The organism is Aeromonas sp. ASNIH7, from assembly GCF_002903485.1.
Taxonomy (GTDB): Bacteria; Pseudomonadota; Gammaproteobacteria; order Enterobacterales; family Aeromonadaceae; genus Aeromonas; species Aeromonas caviae.
This window is the reverse complement of sequence record NZ_CP026226.1, coordinates 3,403,712-3,419,425: the sequence shown is the minus strand read 5'-3', so window position 1 is coordinate 3,419,425 and position 15,714 is coordinate 3,403,712. Positions and strand designations below refer to the sequence as shown.

The following is a 15,714-nucleotide window of genomic DNA, read 5'->3' as shown; positions in this document are numbered from 1 at the left end:
CTGTTGCCACATCTCAGTTCAGGAGGAAACGCAATGACTCAGGAAAGGATCCAGACCCGCTACCCACTCGGCGGCCCCTTCGCCACCCAGGCTGAGCTGGAGCAGGCCATCACCCAGGCCATAACGACCCACAGACAAGATTTCTTCCCTCTGCTGGAACGGCTGGTGGACGTGGGGGACACCCGGGTCAACCTCAGTCAGGAGAACCCGCTGCGGGTGCTCAGCATCGAACTCGCTGACGGCCGTGAAGGAGTGGCCCATATCAACTACGAGTCCAACTTCGCCGAGAGCTGCCTGATTATCAACGAATACGACCAGCACCAGACCAGCCTGGCCTTTCGCCTCGACGGGGATGCACTTATCTTCGACGTCGAACTGCCGATCGCGTGGAATTTCAATAACTGAAGATTCAGCGGTGTAATGCCGCCTGGTTGCTACACCCGGTCAGCCAGCTCCCCTCACCCTAACCCTCTCCCAAAGGGAGAGGGGATCAGCCCGTGCCAACCTCCAGCCGTGGTAGTCACTCCATACTCTGCTGTTATTTCAGGCGCCTGTAATCTTCCCCATATGGCTGTCATCTGAATAGCAATATCCAGCATATAGCCACCATAACCCTCACTCATGTACAGGATCTTTAGCGGCAACCAATTGAAATAGATATAAAAAAGGCTTCGTTTGTGATCTGATTTTATCGCCAAACAAAATCAACACGCGCGAAGCCTATGACTATTATCAACGCTAATTACTATCTGGAGCAACTCTTGGCTCCCGCCGCACTCGAGCGCATTGCTCGGCTCTGCAAGTTTTGTCTGCGTCAGCGTGCCATTACCCCAGCCATGCTCGTACCTGCACTGCTGCGGGCCATGGGAGGCGACCAGGTCAATGACATTGCCGGTTTACACCGCCATTTCAATGCCTTGCAACTGGTAAACACCCATCAGGTTTCTTACAAACCGTTTCACAATCAGCTGCGCAAAGAGAGCTTTGCCCTGTTTATGAAAGCCCTGGTCGAGCGGGCCATCGCCTTGCGTATCGACCATCAACTCAAAGCAGCCTCCCTCGGCGCGTTCAAGCAGGTGTTACTGCACGATGGCACCTCCTTTGCGGTGCATCGGCGCCTTGCTGCTGATTTTCCCGGCCGGTTCAAGACCATCAGTCCGGCAGCTATCGAGTGCCATATGACCATGTCACTGTCGGAGCAGAGCCCGTTGTGCATGAGTGTGTCTGCCGATACCGCAGGGGAACGGCAATTTCTGCCTGAAGCCCACACGCTGACCAACTGCCTGCTGCTGGCTGACGCAGGTTACATTGACAGGGCTTGGTTTGAGCAGGTGAACGACGCTGGCGGATTTTATCTGGTGCGCGGCACGAAAAGCCTGAACCCCAAGATAATCCAAGCCTGGCGCGGTGATGGACGGGAAGTACCCAAGCTGGCGGGACTATCTCTGAGAGAGGCCGGACGGCGACGCTGTCGGGCCGAGGTACTGGATATGGTGGTGAAGTCCGGCCAGGTCGAGTACCGGTTGATCCGGCGCTGGTTTGCTGAGGAAAAGCGGTTCTGTCTGTGGATGACGAACCTACCGCGAGCAGCATGGTCAGCAGAGCAGGTGATGAGCCTGTATCGCTGCCGTTGGCAGGTGGAGTTGTTATTTAAAGAGTGGAAATCGCACAACCGGCTCAAGGGGTTTGTGACGGGCGAGAAAGCGATTGCCGAGGGGTTGGTGTGGACGAGCCTGCTGTCGCTGGTGATGAAGAGACGGGTCGCGCAGAGTGTGATGAGTGGGGCGCTATCGATGCTGAAAGCGTCGAAGAACAGTGCGACGTGGTGGCTACCGCTATTGGAAGCAGTGGCCCATAGGGCGCTGACAGAAATAAGGGAAAGATTGGAATGGGCTGCCGATTATTTGGCCAAGAACGCCTGCCGAACCAAGCAGAGAAAGTCGATACAGAACAGGACCTTGGAAGGCGTTTTAAATGGACTCGCCGCTTAAGGTCCTGTACATGAACCGGCGATTACGTCTGGCGGCAGAGCCGCAGACTGGAAGACGGGAAGTTTCGGCCCTTACGGATGCCCGGAAAACCTTAGCGTACGATTTTTTCCGAATTCTGCGGGCTCCCCTATTAGCGTAGAGAAAAGTGTTGGACCATTTTGAGTCGTGGTTATGCGTGAAGACTATAGCGTCAGTCCAGTATGATTTCCCAATACCCTGTAGCTATAGTTTCGATAGCTTCGAATCGGCATTGCAGGCGTATCCCCGTCAGCGGATTTCGAGCGGACGCCGTCGCTTGCCAACGTTGGTGTGAGACCGGCGGGCGAGATCGCCCCTGCCAACGCGACCGCTGAGAGGTCGACTCCTCAACCGCTTGGGCGCTTATCGCCTCCATCCGGATGCTCACCCGCCGAACAGCAATAAACCGCTATTTTCGATAAACTTCTGAATCCGGCTCCGAGGTATGGAAACTATGTCGTACCGCTATTGGATATGTTGCGCGCATACCTTCATAGTCTGACACGCGAAATCTTTAAATCCTGAGTATATTTCGGAAGAAATTTCGATCTGATCGATAAGACTTCAGGATACAGCAAGCTGGAGACACCGATGAAAGCCGTTGGTTACAAGGTTCCGGGACCCATCGCCGAGGACGCCTCTCTGGTCGACATTGATCTGCCTCGGCCTGTCGCTGAAGGAGGCGATATCCTGGTTGAGGTGAAGGCTGTCTCGGTCAACCCGGTCGACTACAAAATCCGCAGCAGCACGCCGCCCGCTGATGGCGATTGGAAAGTGCTGGGATGGGATGCGGCCGGGATCGTGCAAGAGGTCGGCCCCGACGTGACGCAGTTCGCGGTAGGCGACGAGGTCTATTATGCCGGATCGCTCATAAGGCCTGGCACCAATGCGGAGTTCCATCTCGTCGACGCCCGGATCGTCGGTCGTAAACCCGCGTCGCTCGACTGGGCGGAAGCGGCGGCGCTGCCACTCACGACGTTGACGGCCTGGGAAGCCATGTTCGATCGCCTGGACGTGACGAAGCCCGTTCCCGGGGCGGCGGCGATCCTCATCATCGGTGGTGCGGGTGGGGTCGGGTCGATCGCCATCCAGATCGCTCGACAGCGCACGGATCTCATCGTCATCTCCACCGCCTCTCGGCCGGAAACCCAGGAGTGGGTTAAAGGGCTTGGGGCTCATCATGTCATCGACCACTCTCGGCCGCTCGCGCCACAGATTGCCGAGCTCAACATCGGCGCTCCCGCTTTCGTGTTCTCGACCACGCATACCGAGCAGCATGCATCCGACATCGCCGAACTGATCGCCCCGCAAGGACGGTTCGGATTCATCGACGATCCCAAGGCGCTCGACGTCATGCTGTTCAAGCGCAAGGCAGTGTCGATCCACCACGAGCTGATGTTCACACGGTCGCTCTACGGCACGCCCGACATGGATGAGCAGGGCAAGATCCTCAATTCGCTGGCGGTGCTGGTGGACGACGGCAAAATTCGCACGACGCTAACCGAAAAATTGTCGCCAATTAATGCCGCCAATCTGAAGACGGTGCACGCACTGATCGAAAGTGGCGCGGCAAGAGGCAAGATTGTCCTCGAAGGCTTCTGATGACTGCCACCGCCGAACGTCTTTTCTAACCTCAAGAACGCCGGACGGATTACGCCACGGCGAAGGAAATTTCATGACGAAATCCATTGCCACCGCCTCGATCAACCGCGAAACCGCCGTCGCCCTCATCGACGCGGCGATCGCCGCGGCACGTACAATCGGCATCCCGGCTGCGGTCGCCGTCGTCGACGCCACCGGTAACCTGCGCGCGTTCGAGCGCACTGATGACGCGCCGTTTCTCACCGTCGATGTTGCCATCGACAAGGCTTGGAGTTCCGCCTCGTTTGGGTACCCCACCCATGTCTGGAACGACTATGTTTCGAACGATCCAAAAGTGGCGCCGCTGGCCTATCGCCCCCGGATGGTCGCTGTCGGCGGAGGCTATCCGATCCTGGAAGACGGGAAGTTGATCGGCGGGATCGGCATCTCCGGAGGCAACTATCAGCAGGATCAGGATGCGTGCGTCGAGGCACTCACGAAAATCGGGTTCGAGCTGCCAGCCTGACGACTTTAAGGCCATCGTCAGCGGCGGTGGCCTGCAGATGCGACCTTATGAAAGACTTTAAGATGGAAGCGTTCGTCGTCTTCACCCGCGAAGAAACCACCGATCCGGAAGAACTCGCAACCTATTCTGCAGGCGTCGGCCCATCGTTCGATGGCCACGACGTAACCTTTCTCGCCGCTTATGGCGCGATGGAGCATTTGGAGGGGCCGCCCGTCGAAGGGGCCGTAATTTTGCGGTTCCCGACGATGCAGGCCGCCCGTGATTGGTATCATAGCCCCGCCTACCAAACCATCGCTGCGCACCGTTTTGCCGGTTCCCGCTATCGCGCCTTTGTCATTGAGGGGCGGCGGTGACACACCGACGGAAGAACGGCGGGGCTGGCCACGAGGTATCGGTCGGCGAACTCGCATCCTACAACCTGTAGGGGATCAAGGCGGTGAGGTTCGCGTGCCATCGCCACACGCGACCACTCATCGGACTTCTGCATCGGAATTGGAGGATCAGATGAGCGTCGACGAACGACAAGCCCCCGAGCTGCGGGTGCAGAGATGGATTGGCGCGGATGGAGAAAGCATCGCGCCGCTCAAGCTGTCGGATCTCGGCACCGGCCCGAAAGTCCTCTTCGCCTTCCAGCACTGGTGCCGTGGCTGCCATTTGCATGGATTTCCGACGCTACAAAGGTTGCATGGTGCATTGAGCGCCAAGGGCGTGGGCTTCGCGGTGATCCAGACCGTCTTCGAAGGAGCGGATGAGAACACCTTCGAGAAGCTGCGCGTGAACCAGCTCAAGTATGCGCTTCCTGTCGCGTTCGGTCAGGACGAGCCACCTGCCGGCGCGACGCTTCCCACCTTCATGGAGGACTACCGCACGCGGGGAACGCCCTGGTTCTCCGTGATGGACGCTGGCGGCCGCATCGTATTCTCGGACTTCCATCTCGACGCCGATCAGCTCGTGAAGGGACTGGAGCTGGTGTAACCGATGCGGCGCTGGGTCATCCTGATTGCCACCCATCTCGCGATGCTCGCCATGGGCTTCGCGGGCGGTGTCTACACGCTGCCGATCCTGACCGCCCCCCAGGCCCCGGACGCGGCGGCCTTGCGGACCATCTCAGCCGAGACGCTCTACGCAGGGCGTCTGGCCCGCGATCTCAAAGGCAGCGACCTGCTTCACTGGGGGGAAGGCGAGATCCGGGTCTCGCGCGACCGTATCGCCCATATCGGGCGCCTCGCCCCTGGTCCCGACTACAAGCTCTACCTCGCACCACGTTTCGTCGACACGAAGGAGGCCTTTCTCCTAATCAAGGACAGATCAGTCCGCGTGGGCGATGTGAAGACGTTCAACGGCTTCATCGTCGAGGTGCCTGCCGGCATCGATGTCCGTGACTACAACACGGTCGTCATCTGGTGCGAAGCATTCGACCAGTTCATCAGTGCGGCAGAGTATCAACCCTCAAGTCAGGCCCGAGAACGAGCCCGGCGATGGATACCATGAGGTCGGCGGGCAAGCGCGGCCTCGTTCTCGCGCCGGTGGCGGCGCTGCTGCTGAGCGTCGCCGCTCTGCTGCTGGGCAATGGCCTGCTGAGCACGCTCCTGATCGTGAGAGCCGGCCATAAGGGGTTCTCGACCGGCGCGATCAGCGCGATGATGTCCTTCTATTTCGCGGGTTTCACGATCGGCGCGCTCGTGTTGCCACCGATCATCGTCTCCGTGGGACATGTCAGAACCTTCGCCGGCTTCGCGGCCATTGCCTCGATGACCGCCCTTCTCCATGTGGCGTTCGTGGAGCCGATCGCCTGGATGCCGCTTCGCCTGATTACCGGCTTCGCCTACGCGGGCATGATCCTCGCAACGGAGAGTTGGCTCAACGCCCACGCATTGCCATCCACACGCGGGCAGCTCCTGTCGATATTCGGAGTTGTCTCTATGGGCTCATGGGCAATCGGGCAGGCGTTACTCAACATCGCACCGCCCGCCGACGTGACATTGTTCCTCATCGTGTCGCTGCTGATATCAGCGGCGGTGGTTCCGATCACCTTGCTGCCCAGTCATCCGCCGGCCCAGGTGGAACAGGAATGGGTCGCGTTCAGGGACCTCGTCCTCGTATCACCTCTCGCTGCGGCTGGCGCTTTCCTGGCCGGCCTGGCTATCGGTGGTTTCTGGGGCATGGGCGCGAACTTCGCCCAGAGCATCGGCCTCGATGTGGGCGGTATCTCCGCCTTCATGGCTGCGGTTCTTGGTGGAACGCTCGCCTTCCATTGGCCACTCGGTTGGCTTTCGGATCGAGTGCCCCGGAATCTTGTCATCGCCGGTGCGGCGCTGGCGTCCGCAGCGTCTGCCATCGGCGTAGCGTTGGCGGTGGAAGCGCCTCTGCCGCTGCTCCTTGCGGCAGGTGCGCTGTTCGGCGGCTTTGGCATCCCGATTTATTCGTTGTGTCTCGCCGTCGCAAACGACGATCTTCCGGCCGGTCGGCTACTCGGCACCGCGCGCGGGCTTCTGTTGCTCAACGGGATCGGGACAGCCGCTGGCCCCCTAATAGGAGCAGCTGCAATGAATATCGTCGGCCCTGGCGGCCTGTTCCTTTATGCGGCGGCGTTGCTCACGCTCCTGGCAGTGCTGGCCATCGCCCGCAGGCAGCCGAGGCGCGCCAACCAGGCCAAGGCGGCCCCCCGTTCTCCGAGCACGCCGATGATAACCGGATCTCTCGATACGATGATATGCATGGAGAAGCGGGCGCAGGGCGTGCGGGATTAGCGCGGCACGGCGCCTGCACGAACCGCGGGGTCAGGCGATGATAGCTGTTACGCGAATTTCGATACGCATGGTTGGAAGCCCCAGCGCTTCGATTCCCAACTGCGTCCAGATTGGAGCGCGGTCGGGCATGTAGTGGCGATACAGCTTGGCCATTGTTTCGTTGATCACGGGAGGGAATCCACCGACGTGATAGGAATTGACGTGGACCACATGCGGCCAGCGTGCTCCGGCGGTCGCGAGCGTCCGTTCCACGTTCTTGAACGCCTGCTCGATCTCTTCCTCAATCGACTCCGGAATGACGAGATCGTCGTTCCATCCGCCCTGTCCGGAGATCTCCACGCGGTCACCAATGCGCATTGCCTGAGAATAATGAAGCGCGTCATGCAGGCGCGTCCCGTATCCGGGGGTGATGAAGAATGAAGGTGTTGTCATGAGTTTGCCTTTGATGAGCCAGGTCAACGCGGCTGCAAGTGACCGTATGCATGCAGAAAGAGATGCAGGGCGTTCGGCACTAGCGCGCCGGCTGCGGTGGAGGGCTTTATTCCACGTCTTCTACGGTGAGGTCCCGGCCGTTGAACTGCACGGTCTCCCCGGCTCGGGCACCCTCGATCGCTTCGAAGATCGGCGCCATCGTGGAAATGCCCATGAGCTCACGCCCCTGACAGGTAAACTTGCTCGTTGACACCGCGATCACAAAGTGGCGGCCGGACAGCTTGACGACAGCGCCTTCGTTGACGGCCAACTTGGGGCCGAAATCGATCGTCCTGAGCTTTTCGAGTTTATTGGCGTAGTCATGGAGCGTGTCATCGAGCGCTTCAGCGAAGTCGCTCGCGACCTCGGCCTGAGCTAGTTCGTCGTTTTCGATCGGTTCGCTCCGATCGAGCCGAGCGGTAGAGACATAGTCCAGGTAGTTTTCGCGAGCGCTGTGCAACGCTGCTGTCTCCAGCAAGAGCATAGTTTCTCGTATGTGGTCCTTGTTCCAGTCCATAATCACCTCCTAATTTTCGATGTTCTTAAAGTTCAGCCTGCAGATGTGTGGGCCAGGAAGGCCAGCCTTTCCGGCTAAGCGACACCGCTATTCGTCGCTGATGACGTCTTCGCCCTGGTATGGAACCCTGATCAGCCGAGGATCTCGAATGATGCTCGTGACGAGCCAGACATATTCCTGCTCGGCGGTATCGAAGCCGAGGATGCTGAAGGATTGGCCGAAAGGGCATGGCGGGAAGTCTGGAAAGCCCTCGCGCAGAACGTAACGCTCGGGATCGCTGTGAAACTCGCTCTTGTAGACTTTCCGTAGTCCGTGCTTGCTCGGCGCGTCCTGGTCACCTGCCGGTGCTGTTTCCCGATGCGCCACAAGGCGCTCGGACAAGTCGCGGGGGCAGATTTCGTGGAACACGTCGAAGGCGTCGATCAACAGGCCTTTATGCTCTGTCGCCGGATCGGTGATCGCGTAGATGTTGGAGGCATCTTCGCCGTCGTCCCCGCTCTCGAGGCGCAACGCCGCATCGACGCGAATGCTGCATGCATCGAGGGTTGACCCTAGTTCGAGATCGACGAGATTGCCGTCCTTGACGCGGTATTCGCGGTCATAGCCTTTGGCGATGAATGACTGGACTGCTTCTAGAACGTCGGTCACCTGGGAGGTCATGGAAGCACCTTCATCTTGAACTGGATTGGACACGCTCGCGCACAAAGCGCGCTGTGACTCGGCGGACGGAGAAGCTCGCGAAGTGCGTTACTCATAGCCACTTGGCCTTCTTGAAGCGCATGAATAGGAGAAGGCAGAACACCGCTATCACTCCGAGCACGACGAAGTAGCCATATGGCGTGTCCAGTTCCGGCATGTGCTTGAAGTTCATGCCATATATTCCGGCGATCGCCGTCGGGACCGCCAAGATCGCCGCCCAGGCCGCGAGCTGGCGAGTGACCACACCGATCCTTTGCGCTTCCAGAAGGCTGCTGGCCTCGAAGACCGTGGACAGGATAAGCAGGAGGCCGTCGACCATGGACTGCACGCGGTGGACATGGTCCGCGACGTCGTGGAAATATGGTGTCATTTCGGCGCTGATGCAGGGAAAGTGGCCGCGAACGAGCTTTCGCACCAGCTCGGCCATAGCCCCGAGCGTGCGCTGGAACCGCGTGAGTTCGGACCTTAGTTCGAAGATTCGCGCCACCTCTTCTGGCCCGAGGAAATCGTGCAGCGACCGTCGCTCCATCGCCAGGACGTCGTCCTCGATCATTTCGAAGATGGGCAGATACTGGTCGACCACTCGGTGCAAGATCGCGTGCAGCACATAGTCGACACCCTTGCCGAACTGCGTCGGCGATGCCTCGAGTTGCTCCCGAAGTTTGCCCAGCGCTCCGGCATTGCCGTGCCGCACGGTGATAAGGTGATTGTGACCGGTGAAGATCGCCATCTTGCCGTAGCTGATCCGGTCGCCGACCAGCTCGGCGGTCTGGGCGACGACGTACAACTCATCGTTGTAGACCTCGAGCTTGGGCGGGCACAGCGGGTGCATGGCGTTGTCGATCGCCAAAGGATGGAGGTTATACGTCGTCTGGATCGCGCTGAGTTCGTCTGCGGTGGGCTCGCTAAGCGCGATCCAGCAGAAGCCCGAGCGATTCTCGTTTAGTTCGACGTGCTCATCGAGCCTGATTTCACGGACTCGCTTACCTTCGTTGTAATAATATGCGGCGATAATGGTCATGCAGGCCTCGCAGGAATTCGCAGGCCACGCTGTACAGCCGGTCGCGCCAGCCCGCGTTCGAGCCATGCCTGCACGTTCGAATAGCTGCTTAGGCCGAGGATGTCGCCCGCTGCGTAGAATTCGACCAGCGCATTCACCCAGCCAAACGTCGCAATGTCCGCGATCGAGTAATCATCGACAATCCATTCGCGGCCCTCCAGCCGGTGATCCAGGACCCCGAGAAGACGCCTGGATTCATCAACAAAGCGCTGCCGAGGTCGCTTGTCCTCATAGTCCTTGCCGGCAAATCGCAGGAAAAAGCCTAGCTGTCCGAAGGTCGGCCCAACGCCCGACACCTGAAAGAACACCCAGGCCAGAGTCTCGTACCGCTGGGCGGGTGTTGTTGAGATGAGCTGCCCCGTCTTGTCGGCCAGATAGATGAGGATCGCACCGGTTTCCCATATGCCAATGGGCTGGCCGTCAGGGCCAGCCGGATCGATGATCGCGGGTATGCGGCCGTTGGGATTCAACGACACGAACGCTGGATCCTTCGACTCGTTGTTCGAGATGTCGACGAAGTGGGGCTCATACGGCAGGCCAGTCTCCTCCAGCATCATCGAGACCTTGACGCCGTTGGGCGTGGGGGCCGCGTATAGTTGCAAGCGATCCGGATAAGATGCTGGCCAGCGCTGCGTGATGGGAAAGGAGGAGAGGTCTGTCATATCTGGATCCTGGCACTGCGACGGCGGCTGAATGGAATGATCTGCTTCAAGGCCGGGTTCGACGACCGCGTCGATTGACGCGGTCGTCGGAGGTTGCGAACCGGATCGGCGCGGCACTAACGGCAGCGAAGCCTATTCCGCTGCAGCCCCGGCCGCAGGGCTCACATCGCCGGCCTCATGCCGCTTTGGAAGAACCCAGTCGGGACGGACGAAGTGGCAGGTGTAGCCGCCCGGCCGCTTCTCCAGATAATCCTGGTGATCGGGCTCGGCCTCCCAGAACTCGCCGACCGGCTGGACCTCGGTCACCACTTTGCCATCCCACAGCCCCGAGGCATCCACATCGGCGATCGTATCCTCGGCGACGCGCTTCTGCTCCTCGTCGACATAATAGATGCCCGACCGGTAGGAGAGCCCACGATCATTGCCCTGGCGGTTCAGCGTCGTCGGATCGTGGATCTGGAAGAAGAATTCCAGGATGTGCCGGTAGCTCGTCACTGTCGGGTCGAAGACAATCTCGATCCCCTCGGCATGCGTGCCGTGATTACGATACGTGGCGTTCGGAATATCGCCGCCCGTGTAACCCACACGGGTCGAGATGATGCCGGGCCGCTTGCGGATCAGATCCTGCATGCCCCAGAAACATCCTCCTGCGAGAACAGCGCGCTGATGCATGTTAAGCCTCCTCTACTTGATCGAGATATTCACCGTATCCCTCGGACTCCATCTCGTCGCGCGGGATGAAGCGAAGGGACGCAGAGTTGATGCAGTAGCGCAGACCGCCGCGGTCGGAAGGACCGTCCGGGAAAACGTGGCCCAGATGGCTGTCGGCGTGTACCGACCTGACCTCCGTCCGGACCATGCCGTGTGCACTGTCCCGCACCTCGTTCACGTTTGCCGGAACGATCGGCTTGGTGAAGCTGGGCCAGCCAGTACCCGAATCGAACTTGTCCGTTGAAGCGAACAGCGGCTCTCCCGACACTATGTCGACGTAGATGCCAGGCTCCTTGTTGTCGTTGTGCTCACCCGTGAAGGGCCTTTCGGTCCCCGAATCCTGGGTAATCCGGCGTTGCTCGGGGGTCAGGCGGTCAACTGCTGCCTGTGACTTCTCAAACTTCATGATAGTCTCCAATAATTAATCTAGAGAGCTCGACACACTGTCATTTATCTTTGCAGTCATTGCGCCGACTATAGCAGTGCGCCCCAGATTTATCCAATACGCTGCGCGTATAGTTTCCATAGCGCCGAAGCTCTTCACGTCGTGATTCAGTTCCACTCATACCGGGCTGCCAGCTGCGCGATGTTCCGTATCTCGACCGTTGCCGTGGAGCCGGATACTGTCGCGATCACGACTTCGCGCTCCAAGACAAATCCGTCGATCGGCCGAGTGACGAGGCCTTGCACGGTCGGCGATCGTTCCGGAAGAATGCATATGGCGTGGCCGTCAGCGACGACCCGTTGCACCCAGTCCTCGCGATCTGATCGAAAGCGAGGTCGCATGAGCAAGTCCCGTCGCGCGAAGTGATCGAGGATCCGATCGCGAAACTCGCATTTCAGGCGATCGACGAAAGGAAACTCGAGCAGGTCTTCGCCGCGCACGATCTCGTTGGCAGCCAAGGGATGGTTTGCAGAACAGCCGAGCACGAAGCGCTCCCGAAATAGAGGATGCACATCCAGCTTGCGTTCCGGTCTTGTTTCACGCGGCATGATGCACGCGTGGTATTTTCCTGAAAGCACCTCCGATGTGTCCTCGTTCGACTGGAGCGAGTGCAGCTTGATTTCGATGGATGGCATCTCCGCCAATGCGCTCTCGAAGAATGCCGTAAATTCCTTTGGTCCGACGGTGGGCGCGACGGCGACATCCAGCACGCGGTGCCCCCCCATCGCCCAGTGCTCCGAGTGATTGCGAACGCTCTTCATCGCGACCACCATGCGCCGGAATTCTGCCTCGACGTCATGGCCAAGGCCAGTCAGGCGGCTGTTCTTCCCGTCGCGATAGATCAGCGGCCCGCCAAGCTCATCTTCCAAGCGGCGGATCGCGCGGGTCAGACTTGGCTGTGACACACCGCTCAAGCGAGCGGCCGCTGTGAAATTCAGCGTCTCGGCCAAGTTGATGAAATAGCTGACTTGATTGAGTTCCATAGTCCTTTGGCCCACGCGCCTGACTGATACCTCTTCCGTGAGACCGCCTTTGGAAAGCAGGTCGCAGAAGTATGCTTGGCGCATATAATCATGGTATAGGGGCTTGTCTATATGCGCCAGACATATAAATGATAGCCTGAGATGGCGATTACCGGTTGGCGGTGCGCTCCGCTCAGCTCCGTCGAAGGTTCTGAGAGCGCAACCGCCAAGCCGCGTGCTGGAGGTTTGATGGACATGGCAGGAAGATCATTTACGTTTGTCAGTGGGGCTGGCTCTCCGCTGTCCGGGCACCTCGAACCGCCGGAAGGGACGCCGCGGGGCTGGGCGATCTTCGCCCACTGCTTCACGTGCGGGAAAGACAGTCGCGCCGCTGTTCACATCTCGCGCGCGCTGTCGCGTGCGGGCATCGGGGTCTTGAGGTTCGATTTCGCCGGGACCGGGATCGGCGGTGGGACGGGAGAACCTGTGAACTTCGCGTCGGACGTCGAGGACCTTCGGGCCGCCGCAAATGCGATGGCGGCGGCGGGCATGTCACCGTCCCTCCTCGTCGGGCACAGCCTGGGTGGCACCGCTGCGATCGTAGCCGCCGCCGACATGCCTGATATTGCGGCGGTAGCGACGATTGGTGCGCCGGCCGACCTTCAGCATATCTTGCGCCTCTTCGGACCGAATGATCTGGACACCATCGCGAGCGAGGGCGAGGCCTCGGTGGAGATTGCCGGTAGGCCCTTCCTCATTCGCCGAGGGTTCCTTGAGGCGGTTGAGGGGATCGACGTCGAGAAGGCCATTGCCTCCCTGCGACGGCCGGTGCTGGTCATGCACTCTCCGCTGGATCAGGTGGTCGGCATCGACCACGCGTCGCGCATCTTCGTCGCGTCCAGGCACCCTAAAAGCTTCATCTCGCTCGACAACGCGGATCACCTTCTCACCGACGTCGCGGACGCGAACTACGCCGCGGCCATGGTGGCGGTTTGGGCGAGCCGCTTTCTCCCACCACTCAGCGCGGATCTTCCGCAGGTCGAGGTTGCGGAGGGCGTCGTCTCCACCGAAACTCTTGCAGGGACGTTCCAGCTCAAGGTCCGCAGCGGCGAGCACACTCTGTTCGCCGACGAGCCAGCATCGGTCGGTGGCCTCGGGACCGGACTATCTCCCTACGAACTCGTATCTGCCGGCCTCGCAGCCTGCACGGTGATGACGATGCGTCTCTATGCGAACCGCAAGGGCTTTCCGCTCGAACGGGCGAGCACGACCGTGCAGCACGAGAAGGTGCCGGACATGATGCCACCCGACCGGTTCACCCGCACCATTGTCCTCGATGGGCCGCTGAGTGATGATCAGCGCGCTCGGATCCTCGCGATCGCTGATCGGTGTCCCGTCGATCTGAGTCTCATCCGGGGTTCGGACGTGCAGACCGAGCTCTTGAGCGCCAGTCAGGCTGCGGATCCCGCGAGGCTGGCTTGACCGTGGCGCACACGGAGGAGGGCGAACGGACTGTGAGCCAATCGCCTACCGGCAATAGGGCGGCCGCGACAGAGCGAGCAATTCTCGCAGGCGGCTGCTTCTGGGGCATGGAGGATTTGCTGCGCCGAGCCAGGGGAGTCATTTCGACGCGTGTCGGTTACACAGGCGGAGAAATGCCTGATCCGACCTACGCGAGACATTACGGCCATGCGGAAGCAGTGGAAGTGACCTTCGACCCTTCCGTTCTCGCCTATCGCTCGCTCTTGGAACTCTTCTTCCAGATACATGACCCCACGACCTACGAGCAACAAGGCAGCGATGTCGGTCCGAGCTATCGATCGGCGATTTTCTACACCACCGAAGTGCAGAAGGAAGTCGCCCTCACAACCATCGCGGAAATCGAGGCATCAGGAAGCTGGCCAGGCCCGGTCGTGTCGGAGATCAACCCAGAAGAACCCTTTTGGGAGGCGGAGCCAGAGCACCAAGAATACCTGGTGCGCTATCCTGGGGGCTATAGCTGCCACTTCGTGCGCCCGACCTGGCGGTTGGACCGCTCAGACGAACGCCCAGCTGTAATACTTGACAGAAAGAGTTGATGATGACCGAAACCGTGACTAATCAGGCCGCCTGGCAGAAAGCGCCGGGGCAGCCACTGAGGATCGGTGTCACCGCTCTGCCGCATCTGGCGGCGAACGAGATATTGATCCGCAACGCGGCCATCGCGATCAACCCACTCGACTGGATTCTGCAGGACGTCGCGCTTTTGCCATGGCTCGACTATCCCGCGATTCTCGGCAGCGACGTCTCCGGTGAGGTCGCGGCGGTCGGTGGCGCGGTCGAGCGGTTCAAGGTCGGCGATCGAGTCATCGGACAGGCGGTCGGGACAACCGTAAATCAACCTGCGCAGGGTGCGTTCCAGCACCACACGATCGTGCTGGACCACATGGCGGCGCCGATCCCCAACAACATTGCCTTCGCTGATGCGGCAGTCCTCCCGCTTGGCCTTGGCACCGCCGCAAGCGGGCTCTACGGACGGACACAGTTGGCTCTCGCGCCACCGTTACACTCGCCGACCGCGCGTCCAGAGGTCGTTCTGGTCTGGGGTGGATCGTCGAGCGTTGGCTGCAACGCCATCCAGCTCGCGGTGGCGTCGGGCTACAGGTGCGTCGCCACCGCTTCGGCGCGCAACGTCGGCCTGTTGAAGGAGCTGGGTGCAAGCGAGGTTCTTGACCACTCGAGTCCAGCCATCGTGGAAGACGTGATTGAGGCAATGCGCGGGCGCAGTCTCGCTGGAACGCTTCACGCGACCGGTCACATGAAAGACTGTTTTGCCGTAGTTGCGAGATGCGAGGGCTCGCGCCGGGTGGCAGCGACGCTGGCCCCGCCCGACGAGCGTTCATTTGGAGTCGAGGCGACGCACATCTCCGGGACGAGCCTCAAGGATGACGAGGTTGGTCCAATGATCTACCGCGAATTCCTGCCGCAGGCTCTCGCGGCGCGCACGTTCGTCCCCGCCCCTCCGGCGAAGATCGTGGGCCAGGGCCTTGAAATGCTCCAGGCTGCCTTGGAAGCCCTGAAGGCGGGTGTATCCGCAGCGAAAATCGTCGTTACCCTGCCTTGAGTGACCAGCCAGGCGGTTTTTCGCGTTCGCAGTCTGAGGTGGCCCGCACTTTGCCGATTGGGAAGCTCTACCGGGAAAACGCGTTTGGGACGCGCGCTGCGCTCCTGCCGGAGCATGCGTTCCCGAAACCTGTTCCCGACTGCTTTTCCCCGAAACTACCTATCGGACATAGAGAAATGGGAATGCAGCGAGTGGTTTGAACGGCCGCTTCCGAAACC

The 15,714-nt window shown here is 60.2% G+C and carries 19 protein-coding genes; 11 read left to right on the top strand and 8 right to left on the bottom strand.

From position 1 onward, the window contains the following. The first annotated feature begins 33 nt into the window (after positions 1-33). The 8 genes from C2U47_RS16210 (at position 34) to C2U47_RS16175 (ending at position 6,866) form a co-directional block, all read left to right on the top strand. On the top strand, positions 34-405 hold the full coding sequence (locus C2U47_RS16210) for a hypothetical protein (protein ID WP_004099020.1): 372 nt from the start codon (positions 34-36) through the stop codon (positions 403-405). 317 nt (positions 406-722) lie between these two features. Beyond that, entirely contained in the window at positions 723-1,991 is a 1,269-nt protein-coding gene (locus C2U47_RS16205; protein WP_011191342.1) for an IS4-like element ISApu1 family transposase, read from the top strand. Between the two features lie 609 nt (positions 1,992-2,600). Next, positions 2,601-3,611, top strand: coding sequence for a zinc-binding alcohol dehydrogenase family protein (locus tag C2U47_RS16200; protein ID WP_011191343.1), 1,011 nt, complete (start codon positions 2,601-2,603; stop codon positions 3,609-3,611). Positions 3,612-3,684: 73 nt separating this feature from the next. Further along, positions 3,685-4,116: a GlcG/HbpS family heme-binding protein gene (locus C2U47_RS16195; RefSeq protein WP_004357630.1), complete on the top strand. Its 432-nt coding sequence runs from the start codon at positions 3,685-3,687 to the stop codon at positions 4,114-4,116. A gap of 62 nt (positions 4,117-4,178) precedes the next feature. After that, a complete protein-coding gene (locus C2U47_RS16190) occupies positions 4,179-4,469 on the top strand; it encodes a DUF1330 domain-containing protein (RefSeq protein WP_011191344.1) in 291 nt (96 codons plus the stop codon). 151 nt (positions 4,470-4,620) lie between these two features. Beyond that, on the top strand, positions 4,621-5,091 hold the full coding sequence (locus C2U47_RS16185; protein WP_011191345.1) for a TlpA family protein disulfide reductase: 471 nt from the start codon (positions 4,621-4,623) through the stop codon (positions 5,089-5,091). Between the two features lie 3 nt (positions 5,092-5,094). Next, positions 5,095-5,607, top strand: a complete 513-nt coding sequence (locus tag C2U47_RS16180) for a DM13 domain-containing protein (RefSeq protein WP_004357637.1) — start codon at positions 5,095-5,097, stop codon at positions 5,605-5,607. Then, entirely contained in the window at positions 5,595-6,866 is a 1,272-nt protein-coding gene (locus tag C2U47_RS16175; protein ID WP_004357638.1) for an MFS transporter, read from the top strand. The genes C2U47_RS16180 and C2U47_RS16175 overlap by 13 nt, the downstream gene beginning before the upstream one ends. Before the next feature lie 30 nt (positions 6,867-6,896). Here the strand turns inward: C2U47_RS16175 and C2U47_RS16170 are convergent, their stop codons facing one another. The 8 genes from C2U47_RS16170 to C2U47_RS16135 form a co-directional block, all read right to left on the bottom strand. Continuing rightward, the gene (locus tag C2U47_RS16170; protein WP_018429625.1) at positions 6,897-7,325 is read right to left on the bottom strand and encodes a RidA family protein; all 429 of its coding nucleotides are present in this window, start codon (positions 7,323-7,325) and stop codon (positions 6,897-6,899) included. Positions 7,326-7,404: 79 nt separating this feature from the next. Further along, on the bottom strand, positions 7,405-7,854 hold the full coding sequence (locus tag C2U47_RS16165; protein ID WP_004099042.1) for a hypothetical protein: 450 nt from the start codon (positions 7,852-7,854) through the stop codon (positions 7,405-7,407). Positions 7,855-7,941: 87 nt separating this feature from the next. After that, positions 7,942-8,514 carry a hypothetical protein gene (locus C2U47_RS16160; protein WP_004099040.1) on the bottom strand — a complete coding sequence of 191 codons (573 nt, stop codon included), beginning with the start codon at positions 8,512-8,514 and terminating at the stop codon, positions 7,942-7,944. Positions 8,515-8,605: 91 nt separating this feature from the next. Next, positions 8,606-9,574: a magnesium and cobalt transport protein CorA gene (locus C2U47_RS16155; protein WP_011191347.1), complete on the bottom strand. Its 969-nt coding sequence runs from the start codon at positions 9,572-9,574 to the stop codon at positions 8,606-8,608. Further along, complete coding sequence (locus tag C2U47_RS16150; protein ID WP_004099038.1) at positions 9,571-10,275, bottom strand: glutathione S-transferase N-terminal domain-containing protein; 705 nt, start codon at positions 10,273-10,275, stop codon at positions 9,571-9,573. Before C2U47_RS16150 ends, C2U47_RS16155 begins: the two co-directional genes overlap by 4 nt. Positions 10,276-10,407: 132 nt before the next feature. Next, a complete protein-coding gene (msrA, locus tag C2U47_RS16145; protein WP_004099036.1) occupies positions 10,408-10,947 on the bottom strand; it encodes a peptide-methionine (S)-S-oxide reductase MsrA in 540 nt (179 codons plus the stop codon). Position 10,948: 1 nt separating this feature from the next. Next, a complete protein-coding gene (gene msrB / locus C2U47_RS16140) occupies positions 10,949-11,392 on the bottom strand; it encodes a peptide-methionine (R)-S-oxide reductase MsrB (RefSeq protein ID WP_004099035.1) in 444 nt (147 codons plus the stop codon). 146 nt (positions 11,393-11,538) lie between these two features. Then, positions 11,539-12,414: a LysR family transcriptional regulator gene (locus C2U47_RS16135; protein WP_011191349.1), complete on the bottom strand. Its 876-nt coding sequence runs from the start codon at positions 12,412-12,414 to the stop codon at positions 11,539-11,541. A 228-nt stretch (positions 12,415-12,642) separates the two neighbouring features. Between C2U47_RS16135 and C2U47_RS16130 the strand changes: the two genes are divergently transcribed. Genes C2U47_RS16130 through C2U47_RS16120 form a run of 3 tightly spaced genes read left to right on the top strand, consistent with a single transcriptional unit; the run spans position 12,643 to position 15,496 of the window. Further along, positions 12,643-13,875: a bifunctional alpha/beta hydrolase/OsmC family protein gene (locus tag C2U47_RS16130; protein ID WP_004357650.1), complete on the top strand. Its 1,233-nt coding sequence runs from the start codon at positions 12,643-12,645 to the stop codon at positions 13,873-13,875. Further along, on the top strand, positions 13,782-14,471 hold the full coding sequence (gene msrA, locus C2U47_RS16125; RefSeq protein WP_425267728.1) for a peptide-methionine (S)-S-oxide reductase MsrA: 690 nt from the start codon (positions 13,782-13,784) through the stop codon (positions 14,469-14,471). The genes C2U47_RS16130 and msrA (C2U47_RS16125) overlap by 94 nt, the downstream gene beginning before the upstream one ends. Further along, positions 14,471-15,496 (top strand): zinc-binding alcohol dehydrogenase family protein, encoded by a 1,026-nt coding sequence (locus C2U47_RS16120; protein WP_004357654.1) that lies wholly within the window; start codon positions 14,471-14,473, stop codon positions 15,494-15,496. The genes msrA (C2U47_RS16125) and C2U47_RS16120 overlap by 1 nt, the downstream gene beginning before the upstream one ends. Positions 15,497-15,714 lie beyond the last annotated feature (218 nt).